Raw genomic sequence first — 11,705 nt, forward strand, 5'->3', positions numbered from 1 at the left:
GTCAATACAGCCAGCCGGGTTTTACATCCAGCGTGAGAAACGGCAGGCAAAGATTAAAAAAACTTCAGGACGCTATTTTCAGCAGAGAAATTTATGCTACTGGCAATTCAGCAGAATAAAGACCTTATTAATTTGCAACACCCAGTGGGAAACAATGCCAGCAAATGAGAAAAATTTCTTGCTGTGTGACCAATATGTGAGCGATTAATAGCGTGAACGTTAAAACGCACAGCGGAAAATGCTGCATTCAGCCATAAGCTTCGCGAAAAAAGATCTGTTCATCGATAAAAAAATGCAATGGAAGATGTCACAAAATAGCGAATAGCCGGCTGAAAACGTGAGTAAAGACGTTTATTGTGATTTTGGTGGTATTTTTGGCCAGTTGTGCACTGATGATGCCCGGCGGCGCTGCGCTTGCGCGGGCCTACGAAACGCGAGTCGAACCTCCTGCCCCCGGAGGTTCTCATCCTCACTGGCCTCAGATGCAAAAAAGCCTGCTCATTGAGCAGGCTTTTCGAATTTGGTCGGTGATAGAGGATTCGAACCTCCGACCCCTTCGTCCCGAACGAAGTGCGCTACCAGGCTGCGCCAATCACCGAATGCGGGGCGCATCTTACTGCTGGGATGCCTACCCGTCAATGCCTTATTTTCAAAAAATCGCTCAACCGGCGAGAAACTCAGCAGCCTGAGCAGCGAATCGCCGGTTGCTCAACGTTTTTAGCGGCAGTTGACCTCAAACGTTTTGCGATACTCGGATACCTTACATGTCACCGGCTCGCCGAGATAGGTTGCGCCCGCCGGGGTGAATGTAAACTCTCCCAGTAGCATCGTCAGCTCCCCCAGCTCCGGGCAGGATTGCTGATGACGCATAATATCCGGGCGGGTATCGTTATTCACCGCCCGGGCGATGTCGCTGTATGCCAGCTTGTCAGCAAAGGCATTAGCACAAAACTGCAGTTCGCTTTGCGCCATATGCGCGGCCTGCCCCTTCAGCTCGGCATGCTGTGCCAGCAGCAGCTGGCGAACCTCGCCGGCCCGGCTGTAGCCAATCGCCGTATAGCCGGCCTTATTGCTGAGGTTGACGCTGGCGCCAGCCGCAAGCAGCGCCTCGACATTGGCTTTATTATTCATTTTGACCGCCAGCATCAGCGGGCTGAGATCGTTGGCGGAAAGCTGGTCCAACTTTGCGCCGCGCTGCACCAGCGCCGCGATCACCGCAGGCGCCCCCTGACCCGCCGCCACCTGCAGCGCCGTGAGTCCTTCACGGTTCGGCTTATCCACTTCCACCCCGGAGGCCGACAGCGCCAGCACCAGATCGGGATCATCCCCCGCCGCCGCCAGCATCAGCGGTGTGGTGCCGGATTTATCCGCCAGGCTGGTGTCCGCCCCGGCGTTGGCCAACGTCGTGATGGTTTCCGCCGATCGCGCGTGATCGACAGCGAGGAAAAAGGCCGATTCCCCGGACGCGTTGACGGCCTTCACGTCCGCGCCGTGCTTGAGGAGCAGCGCCACTATCTCGTCGACGTTCTTCTTAAACGCGCCGGGCGCCAGTTGTAACGCCATGTCTTCGGTCATCAGCGCGCGATTGCCCGTCGCCAGCGATTTCGCCGCCGTTGCGCCAACTATCTTGTCCAGCGTACTCTCCTCTTCGACAGGCGCATCGGGCTTTTTCATCGCCAGAATATGCTGATAGTCGTTTCTGACGTCCCCGCCGTCGGAGATGGCGGACATCAATGCCGTACTCTTGTCGATGGAGGTCTGATTCACCGACGCTCCCGCCTGGAGAAGATCGCCGATAATCGCGGTATCGCTGCCACGCGCCGCCGCCAGCATTAGCGCCGTGACGCCCTGGCGCGTCTGGAGGTTCGGCTTCGCCCGACGCTTAAGCAGCAATTCAACCACATCGCGTCGATTTTCCGCAGCAGCGACCATCAGGCCGCTTAAGCCGGTTTTATCCTGACCATCCACATCAATGCCGTTATCCAGCATGGCTGCGATCGTCGCTGGCGCATCGTATTTACAGGCCAGCAGGAACTGGCTGGTCTCTTCCTCAGACTGGCAGCCGGCGAGCATCATCAGGCACAGTAGGACCAACCCCTTTATCACCTTCATCCTTTCTCTCCATGAAAAGTTCATGCACAGGGGAAGCGAGGAAGCAGGGGTAATCAAAGAAGAAGAGGTCACCTGCCAGACACGTCCACTGTGCGAAAAAAATCCCTCGCGCGGCGTCAGCCGGCGAGGGATTAGCTTATCCTGGGCTCAGGAAAGGAAAACAGACCCGAGAATCTGAAAACTATCGGGCCTTACTTTTTCCACCGGCACCAGTTGTTGTTCTCATTGATCCCGCCATCCGGCGAGGTATAGCCGAGGCAGCCCATAATGGTGTCGTACAGCTCGACGTGACGGCGCGGCACCTTCATCGCGGCCTGCTGCTGCAGATGGGCAAACGCGGCGGCGTGATCGGGATTTTCCAGGTACTTATCCGACATCCACACCATCATCGGCACGCGGAACTGCTCCGGCGGCGCCATCTTGCGCGGCGTACCGTGCAGGTGTTCACGCTCGTTAATCGACTCCCCGTGGTCGGCGGCATAGAACACAATCGCTTTCTTATCCCGCAGCTGGTCGAGGACGCTGACGATAAAGTGATCGACATAGGTCACGCTATTGTCGTAGGAATTGATCAGTTCCGCTTTCGAGCACTTGTTGTCGACGCCGACGCACTCCGGTTTCCACTGGGCGAAGCTGCGCGGGTAGCGTTGGGTGTAGTTAAAGTGGGAGCCTTTGGTGTGGAGAATGATCAGATGCTTACCGGAGGCGTTGCCCTGCGCCATACCGCGCTTCATCTCATCCACCAGCAGCATATCGTCAACGCTCTTACCGCGGTTGCGCGGCTCGGCGCCAATCTGCTCGCGGTAGGCGATATTGTTGGCCATCGTGTTGCTGTAGAACCACATCTCGCTCTGCATGGCGTACAGATTGCCGCTGAAGCCCAGCTGATGCAGCACGGCAAAGACATTCTGCTCTTTGAGCGTCCGCTGGGGGTTATCTTCCGCCCCGCCCTCGCGCACAAACATGCAGCGTAACGACAGTTTGGTAGCGGTATCGCACGAGTAACCGCGAAAGGCGACGAGATTCTTCTCTTTCTCCAGCTCTGGCGTGGTATTGCGGCTATAGCCGAGGATGCCCATATGGTCCCAGCGGGTCGTTTCGCCAATGATAAACACCACGTAGGTATCATCCAGACCTTCCGGCGCGACGTAGGTGAACTTCTTCGCCGGGTTAATCAGCGATTTGTTGTCTGAGGATTCATCCACCTGCGCCCAGGCGTACAGACCCAGCGCCGACAACCAGTTCGACGGCAGGTAAGAGTTGGCGATCACCCCGCCATAGCTCGGCATATCCACTTCCGAATGGCGCTCCACATCATGCTGGCGCAGCTCTAGCAGGCGGATGGGTCCCCAGACAATTAGTCCGGCCAGCACCACGATCAGCACGTTTTTAACCCGCTGGCCCGGGGTGCGCAGCTGGCGCAGCAGCGTATGGCGGCAGCGGTTGCTCCAGATGAACAGCAACGGCGGCGCGCTCACCGCCACCAGCCAGAGGATCAGGTGCCAGCCGATGACCTCTTTCGACAGGTCGATATCGGTGGTCATCACCGAAGCGATAATCCCGTAGCCAATCACCACATTGAGGAACGTCATGTAGTAACTCGCCGCGGCGGAAAACAGGACAATCAGCGTCGCCAGAATGCGCCAGATACGGCGGCCGAACAGCGACAGAAGACGTAACAGGAAGAAGGTGACAAATACCGTGGCAACCAGTTCAACAACACCGGAAAGCCCTTTCCAGAAAGTGAACTCTTGAGCATAACCATCGAAACGCCGGAAAAAAACGGCGACGTTCATAAACCAGCCGATGTACAGCGCCAGCCAAAAACTAAGCTTCTGCTGCGTCATCGTTCTAATATATTTCATGCAAGCAAACCTGGAAAAAGAAGAATAAAACACCGCCTGACGCTGTGGCACGAGTCAGTAGGCTAATAGGGTGCGTTAGGGTTGGTTATCAGAAACCTCTACAAACCGCGATAAGTAGACCACAGGGAACGAGAAAAGTATCAGGAGGGAATGTGATCCAGCCAAACATTTACAAAACATTTGGCTGGATTGGCACTATTTGCTTAGGGAAATAACCAGGGGCACGTTTCACGCCGCAGGTTTCAGGCGTGCGCCTCGTTATATACCGTGCTTTTCGGCTGACGAATGGTGGTGGATAACGCCAGCGAGAGGATCAGCAGGGCGAAGATCACGCAGAAGGTCACGTAGAAACCGCCGAACAGCGAAGCGATGAGAGAGCCGCAGATGCTGCCGATACCGAAGCCCAGATAAATCACGCCATAGTTTTTCGCCAGATTGTTCAGACCAAAGAACTCACTCACCAGCGACGGGAAGACGGTAATGGTGCCGCCGAAGTTAAAGGCGACGCAGGCGATGGCGGCGAAGAAGGTCAAGGCATTCAGCGGGGCGAACAGCAGCGCGGCCATCCCCACCAGCGACACGACCTGACCGATGGTAATCACGCGAATGCGGGAGATTTTATCAGACAGGATACCTAACACCAGGCGACCGCTGAGGTTCGCAATCGAGATAACCGTTACCGCGTTGGCCGCCGTGGCGACATCCAGGTGGACCATTCCCTGGGCAATATCTTTCGCTACGCCAATTACGTACAGACCGCTCATGCAGGCCGTCAGGAACATCACCGCCAGCATCCAGTACTGCGGTTTACGCATCGATTCGGCGAGGGTGAAGTCGTTTTCCACGACGCCGTTGGCCGCGGTGGCTGCCGGGTGATTTGGCGCATCTTTCATCAGGGTCGCGCCAAAGACGATCATCACCAGCACGATAGCGCCCCAGATAACGAAGGTTTTTTCCAGGCCAACGGTGGCCAGCAGGTGGGAATCAATGAATTTGAACCCCAGGCTGCCGAGACCATAGGAGCCAATGGAGAAGGCGGAGATCAACCCTTTACGCTCCGGGAACCATTTCACGCAGTTCGACAGGGTCAGCAGGTAACCGGCGCCGTCCGCCAGCCCCACCAGCACGCCCGCGCTCAGCCACAGCATCATCAGGCTGCTGGAGTGCGCGGTCAGGAAGAAGCCCAGGCCGAGCAGGATCCCGGAGGCCATGGTGACGCGCTTCACGCCAAAGCGCTCCTGCAGCTTGCCGGCGACCGACGAAGAGAGCGCCAGCCCGAGGCTCAGCAGACCAAAGGAAAAAGCCACCTGACTGACCGGCTCGCCCAGTTTGTCAGACAGCGAACTGTTAAACAGGCTCCAGGTATAAACCGAACCGAGAGCGAATTGGGTGATGATGGTGCCGATCAGTGTCAGCCAGCGGGTCGATTGACGGTTTGCAGCGTTCATAGCAGTTGTCCTGATAAATTAACTGCCGCCACAATAGCGAAGGCCCCTCATCCAGTGGGGGAAAAAGGCATGAACTGCCATCAGCGGGGAATGAAATGCATTAATGTTGGAATGAATGGCATTGCATAACATTCATTCCGTAAATTACAGGCAAAAAGTTAGTGTGCGCTATCTCACAGAAATGCGCCATTGCTGAGATTTAACAATAACCACATCGTTTCAAATGCGTAACAATTCCCGATTAAAAATTGGCGCTGACCCCCATCAAATAGAGCGTATTTTCCCCTGACGGCAGGTTATCCGCCTGCGACAGCGTTGCCCATGCCGCCACGTGGGATCCCAACCGCATATCAGCGCCCAGGGTGACATCGCTCCAGCCTCCCTCCCTGGCACGGGTCATCGGCGCCCAGACATCGCTGGCGAGCGACTGGTTATAGCTCACCTGCGCCCAGGGATGCACGCCCCACAGCGCCTGATAATCCATGCGCCAGCCGAGCGTGTTAACGTAGCCCGCCTCGCCTGCGCTTCTCACCGTCGGCGCGGTGACGTCGCTGCGCAGGCTGGCCACCGGCCCGGAGGTTACGCCGTTTGCCAGCGGATAATTCCAGCCAACGCTCAGGCCGCGGCCGCTGTCCGGCGGCGCCAGCCCCTGGTTTAACGCCAGCCCGCCGGGCGTCTCAGAGGACTTCATCCGCTCGGCGAGAATATCTTCATAACGTGGTTGGTGATCGCTATCCCATGTATAGCGTTCCGACGTATTACTTTTTGTATCGATAGCGATATATTCCTGTTGCCAGGCATTCGCTCCAGAGACACATGACACCCAGACGGATACGCTCGCCGGGATCAAGAACCCCCGGAGGCCATTGCATTTCTTTATTATCATTAATGCGACTCCAGAAAAGAGCCGAATCGGCAATATTGCTGTGTTTTTAGTGGGGATACGATTTCCCTGTATTAACTATTATCTTTATCTTTCAGCCGTCAAGGCGGGCGTCCACTTTTTTAGCGCAGAGGGAGAAACAGCTATGCAGCGTTGCGGATGGGTGAGTCAGGATCCGTTATACATCGAGTATCACGATACCGAATGGGGTGTGGCGCAAAAAGAGGGTCGCCAGCTGTTTGAAATGATCTGCCTTGAGGGCCAGCAGGCCGGTTTATCGTGGATCACGGTGTTAAAAAAACGGCAGAACTACCGCCAGGCTTTTCACCAGTTCGATCCGGTGCGCGTGGCGGCGATGGGTGATGACGATATCGAGCGACTCCTGCAGGATACCGGCATCATTCGCCATCGGGGAAAAATCCAGGCCATTATCGGCAACGCCCGCGCCTATCTGGCGATGGAAGAAAATGGCGAGTCGTTCACTGATTTTGTCTGGTCCTTCGTCGACAATGCGCCACATGTGACCCGCGCTGCGACGCTGGCGGAAATTCCCACCACGACGCCGGCCTCCGATGCGCTGTCGAAGGCATTGAAAAAACGCGGCTTTAAGTTTGTCGGCTCGACAATCTGTTATTCCTTTATGCAGGCCTGTGGGCTGGTCAACGACCATGTCACCGGCTGCTTCTGTCACCCTGGAGGTCAGGATGATCCGCAAGTGGGACACTGAAGATACCGCGCCGCTGCTGGCGCTGTGGCTGGACAGCACGATTCATGCCCATCCTTTTATCAGCGAAAGCTACTGGCGCGACAGCGTCGCGGTAGTACGGGATGTCTATCTTCCCGCCGCCAGCACCTGGGTCTGGGAGCAGGATGGCGAGTTAAAAGGCTTTGTCAGCGTGCTGGACTCCCGTTTCGTCGGCGCGCTGTTTGTCGCGCCGGGCGCCACCCGCCAGGGTATTGGCCGGGCGCTGCTGGATGAAGTCAAACAGCACTACGCCTGGCTGAGCCTTGAGGTTTATCAGAAGAACGAATCGGCGGTGAGTTTCTACCATGCGCAGGGCTTCCGGATTGAAGACTGCGCATGGCAGGACGATACTCAGCACCCGACGTGGATTATGCGTTGGCCGGCGGATCAAATGCCGTAAGCGGCAGCGCCGGGCCGGTATATTTCTCCAGCCACGCCAGGGCGGTGTTCCCGGCACAGCCGTTGCCCAGCCGGGATGTCGGAATATCTTTGGTTAAGACGTTCACCGCCCCGTTTTTGCAGATGCCGACCTGCGGATCCAGGTCGGGCCACGCTCCTTCATGCAGGCAAATCACCCCCGGGCGGATCCCCTCCGTCACCACGGCGCCGGCCAGCACCTGACCGCGGGCGTTCCATACCCGCACCAAATCGCCATCGACAATCCCGCGCGCCTGCGCATCCTGCGGATCAATAGTCACCGGTTCGCGCCCGGCGACGGCATAGCGCTCGCGCAGCGCGGTGTGGTTCAGTTGACTGTGCAGACGGTGGGCCGGATGGGCCGACAGCAGCTGCAGCTGCCCCGCCTCTGCGTTGCCATGCCACTCGTCGGGCTCCAGCCACATCGGATGCGGTGGACAGTCGGCGTAACCAAAAGCGGCGATGGTCGGCGAGTGGATCTCTATTTTACCGCTCGCCGTTTTCAGCGGGTTGGCCTGGGGATCGGCGCGGAAGGCGGCGAAACGCGCAAAACGGGCATTCTCCGGCTCCTCCGGCATCTCAATCAGCTGGTTAGCCTGCCAGAATTCGGCAAATGGCGGCAGCGTCACCTGCTGCTGGGCGCCGCGCCGGGCGGCCATCTGATAGAAAGTCTCCAGCCACTGCAAATCACTCTTCCCTTCGGTGAAGCGTTCGCGGCCACCCGCCTCCCAGCGTTCGCTGAGGTCGGCAAAGACCGCGAAATCGTCGCGCGCTTCATCTCGCGGGGCAACTACCTGCTTCATCGGCACCAGATGCTGGTTACTGTAGTCCCCGGTCATGGTCAGATCGTTGCGCTCAAACGAGGTGGTCGCCGGCAGGACGATATCGGCATGGCGCGCGGCGGCGGTCCAGAAGCATTCGGAAATAACGATAAGCTCCGGTTTCTGCCACGCCTGAATCAGTCGGTTGGTGTCCTGATGATGAGTAAAGTTGGCGCCGCCGGCCCACCAGATAAAGCGAATATCGGGAAAGCGCCGCGCCATGCCGTTGTGCTGATACTCCGCCCCCGGATTCTCCAGCGCCTCGACAATTCGTGCGACCGGGATCTTCTCCACCGCGTCCACGCCTCCGGCCACGCTCCCCTGCATCGAGCCCAGCACCGCCGCGCGGCGGGTCGGGTTGCCGCCGTTGGCAAAATGGTAGGAAAGACCAAATCCGCCACCGGGGGTGCCGATCTGTCCCAGCATGGCGGCCAGAGTGACCAGCATCCAGTGTTTCTGCTCGCCATACTGCTGACGCTGCATGCCCCAGCCGGCCATCAGCATAGTGGTATTTTCGTGGAAAAGTTTCGCCAGTTCGCGGATTTTATCTGCTTTAACGCCGCAGATCGCTGCTGCCCAGTCAGCGGTTTTCGCTACGCCGTCGCTTTCACCGGTCAGATAGCGGGCAAAAATATCGTAGCCGCTGGTGCAGCGGGTAAGAAACGCATCATCCTGCCAGTCATTTTCCACCAGCGTATGGGCGATCCCCAGCATCAGCGCGACGTCGGTGCCCATATGCGGCGCGATCCACTCCATCGAATCGCCAAAGAAATCGACGGTTTCCGATCGCATCGGATCGATGCAGATCAGCCGCTTACCGCTCTGGCGCAGCCGATCAAACCACGGGATCCCTTGCTCGTCGGAGGCATTCCAGGCAATTTTCAGCGTGTTCAGCGGGTTGGCGCTCCACAGCACCACCACTTCGCTGTGCTCGAGCACCAGCGGCCAACTGGTCTGCTGCTGATACACCTCATTGCCGCCAACGACATAAGGCATGATCGCCTGCGCCGCGCCGGTGGAGTAATCGCCAAGATGGCCGGTATAGCCGCCCGCCAGGCTCATATAGCGCTGCAGCAGCGTCGCCGCCTTATGCAATACGCCGTTAGAGCGCCAGCCGTAGGAGCCGGCAAAAATGGAGGCCGGACCGTAGCTGTCGCGGATCCGCCGATGCTGGGCATCGATCAGATCCAGCGCCTGCTCCCAGCTCACCCGCACGAATTCATCCTGACCGCGGACCCCCTGGGGCTTGTCCGGTGAAGCAAGGAAGCCTTTACGCACCATTGGATAGCGCACGCGGGTTTTGCTGTGCACCTGATCGCGCACTGCCGTTTGCAGCGAGTTGGCAAACGGTGTCGCCAGCGCGCCGCGGGAAGAGAGGACGTTTTCCCCGTCCGTTTCCACCAGCATCGGTCCCCAGTGGGCGGCGGTTAAGATGGTTTTGGTTGCAGATGAGGTTGGCAAGGGCGGCTCCTGGTCAGCGAATGCAGGTGTCATGACGGCGTGATGGGCAACCGTTCAATGTTATTTACAAAAAGAGATGGTATCCGGGGAATTTTCTCCGTAATCGCGCGTCATAATCAACCGTCACGTTCGCTGTGACAAAGAATAAAAAGGATTAAGGATATTAAATGAAAAAACGCGTACTTATGATTGCGGCGCTGGTCAGCGGCACTCTGGCCATTTCTGGCTGCACCACCAACCCCTATACCGGTGAACGTGAAGCAGGCAAATCCGGTATTGGCGCAGGTATTGGCTCCTTAGTGGGCGCTGGCGTCGGCGCGCTCTCCTCTTCCAAACATGACCGCGGCAAAGGCGCGCTGATTGGCGCAGCGGCCGGCGCGGCGCTCGGCGGCGGCATTGGTTACTACATGGACGTGCAGGAAGCGAAGCTGCGCGACAAAATGCAGGGAACCGGGGTCAGCGTGACGCGAAATGGCGACAATATCGTGCTGAACATGCCGAATAACGTCACCTTCGACAGCAATAGCGCCAACCTGAAGCCGGCCGGCGCCAACACCCTGACCGGCGTGGCCATGGTGCTGAAAGAGTATGAGAAAACCGCCGTTAACGTGGTCGGCTATACCGACAGCACCGGCAGCAAGGATCTGAATATGCGTCTGTCGCAACAGCGTGCGGACAGCGTCGCCAGCGCGCTCATCACCCAGGGCGTGGCGGCCAATCGCATTCGCACCACCGGCATGGGCCCGGCGAACCCTATCGCCAGCAACAGCACAGCGGAAGGCAAAGCGCAGAACCGTCGCGTGGAAATTACCCTCAGCCCGCTGCAGTAAGCGCAACCTCATGTCGCCCGGCAGCCGCTCTGCCGGGCAAAATGCTTGATATCGCTATTTTTCGCGCTAAGGTGTTGGCAGATTTTCAGCAAAGGAAGCCACCATGGCGAAAGCGGCGCGTGCAACTATCAGCGATGTGGCGAAAGCCGCAAAGACCGGCAAAACCAGCATTTCACGTTATCTTAACGGCGAGAAGCATCTGCTTTCCGACGACCTGTTATCACGTATTGAAAAAGCCATTGCCGAACTCGACTACCGCCCCAGCCTGATGGCCCGCGGCCTCAAACACGGCCGAACCCGCCTCATCGGCCTGATCATCGCCGATATCACCAATCCCTACTCGGTCAACGTCATGAGCGGCATTGAAGCAGCCTGCCGGGAAAAGGGCTTCACCCTGCTGGTGTGTAATACCAATAACGAGCTCGATCAGGAGCTGCACTACCTGGACCTGCTGCGCAGCTACCAGGTGGAAGGCATCGTGGTCAACGCAGTCGGTATGCGGGAGGATGGCCTGAACCGCCTGCAGCAGTCGGCCCTGCCGATGGTGCTGATTGACCGTAAAATCCCCGACTTCGCCTGCGATGTGGTCGGGCTTGATAACGCCCAGGCCGCCACCACCGCCACCGAACATCTGGTGGAAAAAGGATTCGAGGCCATCCTGTTTCTCAGCGAACCGCTGGGCTCGGTGAATACCCGTCGCGAGCGCCTGAGCGCCTTTCGCGCCACGCTTGCCCGCCACCACGGCGTGGTGGCCGAAAACGCCGAGGTGCAGCTTAACGACGGCGCGATGCTGGACAACGTCCTGCGTCAGTTCCATGCCCGCCACCGCGGGATGCGCAAAGCGGTCATCTCCGCCAACGGCGCGCTGACGCTGCAGGTAGCCCGCGCCCTGAAGCGCGTCGGCCTGATCTGGGGGAGCGATATCGGCCTGCTGGGCTTCGACGAACTGGAGTGGGCGGAGCTGGCCGGCGTCGGTATTACCACCCTCAAACAGCCGACGTGGCAGATCGGCTACGCGGCGGTCGAACAGGTTATTCGGCGCATTGCCGGCACTAACGACCCCATCCGCGAACGGGTATTTTCCGGCGAGCTTATCGTCCGCGGATCAACCTCCCGTTAACGA

9 protein-coding genes and 1 tRNA gene are annotated in these 11,705 nt (G+C 58.2%); 4 read left to right on the forward strand and 6 right to left on the reverse strand.

Annotated features, from left to right (window positions below; translation table 11 throughout):
* Positions 1-521 precede the first annotated feature (521 nt).
* From KHQ26_RS06960 to KHQ26_RS06980, 5 genes are all read right to left on the reverse strand, one after another.
* Positions 522-598, reverse strand: a tRNA-Pro gene (locus tag KHQ26_RS06960).
* A gap of 119 nt (positions 599-717) precedes the next feature.
* Positions 718-2,112 (reverse strand): ankyrin repeat domain-containing protein, encoded by a 1,395-nt coding sequence (locus KHQ26_RS06965; protein ID WP_016946687.1) that lies wholly within the window; start codon positions 2,110-2,112, stop codon positions 718-720.
* Between the two features lie 191 nt (positions 2,113-2,303).
* Positions 2,304-3,977 carry a kdo(2)-lipid A phosphoethanolamine 7''-transferase gene (eptB, locus tag KHQ26_RS06970; protein WP_004152427.1) on the reverse strand — a complete coding sequence of 558 codons (1,674 nt, stop codon included), beginning with the start codon at positions 3,975-3,977 and terminating at the stop codon, positions 2,304-2,306.
* 242 nt (positions 3,978-4,219) lie between these two features.
* On the reverse strand, positions 4,220-5,425 hold the full coding sequence (locus KHQ26_RS06975; protein ID WP_002921907.1) for an MFS transporter: 1,206 nt from the start codon (positions 5,423-5,425) through the stop codon (positions 4,220-4,222).
* Positions 5,426-5,666: 241 nt separating this feature from the next.
* The gene (locus tag KHQ26_RS06980) at positions 5,667-6,248 is read right to left on the reverse strand and encodes a hypothetical protein (RefSeq protein WP_020803959.1); all 582 of its coding nucleotides are present in this window, start codon (positions 6,246-6,248) and stop codon (positions 5,667-5,669) included.
* Positions 6,249-6,453: 205 nt separating this feature from the next.
* Here KHQ26_RS06980 and tag point away from each other — a divergent pair, with 205 nt between their 5' ends.
* Positions 6,454-7,035: a DNA-3-methyladenine glycosylase I gene (gene tag, locus KHQ26_RS06985; RefSeq protein ID WP_020803961.1), complete on the forward strand. Its 582-nt coding sequence runs from the start codon at positions 6,454-6,456 to the stop codon at positions 7,033-7,035.
* Entirely contained in the window at positions 7,013-7,453 is a 441-nt protein-coding gene (locus KHQ26_RS06990) for an N-acetyltransferase (RefSeq protein WP_004173935.1), read from the forward strand. Before tag ends, KHQ26_RS06990 begins: the two co-directional genes overlap by 23 nt.
* Here the strand turns inward: KHQ26_RS06990 and KHQ26_RS06995 are convergent.
* Positions 7,422-9,752 (reverse strand): molybdopterin guanine dinucleotide-containing S/N-oxide reductase, encoded by a 2,331-nt coding sequence (locus tag KHQ26_RS06995; protein WP_020803955.1) that lies wholly within the window; start codon positions 9,750-9,752, stop codon positions 7,422-7,424. The genes KHQ26_RS06990 and KHQ26_RS06995 overlap by 32 nt on opposite strands.
* Before the next feature lie 167 nt (positions 9,753-9,919).
* Here KHQ26_RS06995 and KHQ26_RS07000 point away from each other — a divergent pair, with 167 nt between their 5' ends.
* Both KHQ26_RS07000 and KHQ26_RS07005 read left to right on the forward strand, forming a co-directional pair.
* Positions 9,920-10,582, forward strand: coding sequence for an OmpA family lipoprotein (locus KHQ26_RS07000; protein ID WP_002921917.1), 663 nt, complete (start codon positions 9,920-9,922; stop codon positions 10,580-10,582).
* A 103-nt stretch (positions 10,583-10,685) separates the two neighbouring features.
* A complete protein-coding gene (locus KHQ26_RS07005; RefSeq protein WP_002921918.1) occupies positions 10,686-11,702 on the forward strand; it encodes a LacI family DNA-binding transcriptional regulator in 1,017 nt (338 codons plus the stop codon).
* Positions 11,703-11,705 lie beyond the last annotated feature (3 nt).

The sequence above is a fragment of the Klebsiella sp. 10 genome, from assembly GCF_018223925.1.
Taxonomy (GTDB): Bacteria; Pseudomonadota; Gammaproteobacteria; order Enterobacterales; family Enterobacteriaceae; genus Klebsiella; species Klebsiella pneumoniae.

Coding starts and splice junctions, on each gene's coding strand:
- KHQ26_RS06965 (WP_016946687.1), bottom strand. CDS start 2,112: ATGAAGGTGATAAAGGGGTTGGTCCTACTGTGCCTGATGATGCTCGCC.
- eptB (WP_004152427.1), bottom strand. CDS start 3,977: ATGAAATATATTAGAACGATGACGCAGCAGAAGCTTAGTTTTTGGCTG.
- KHQ26_RS06975 (WP_002921907.1), bottom strand. CDS start 5,425: ATGAACGCTGCAAACCGTCAATCGACCCGCTGGCTGACACTGATCGGC.
- tag (WP_020803961.1), top strand. CDS start 6,454: ATGCAGCGTTGCGGATGGGTGAGTCAGGATCCGTTATACATCGAGTAT.
- KHQ26_RS06990 (WP_004173935.1), top strand. CDS start 7,013: ATGATCCGCAAGTGGGACACTGAAGATACCGCGCCGCTGCTGGCGCTG.
- KHQ26_RS07000 (WP_002921917.1), top strand. CDS start 9,920: ATGAAAAAACGCGTACTTATGATTGCGGCGCTGGTCAGCGGCACTCTG.
- KHQ26_RS07005 (WP_002921918.1), top strand. CDS start 10,686: ATGGCGAAAGCGGCGCGTGCAACTATCAGCGATGTGGCGAAAGCCGCA.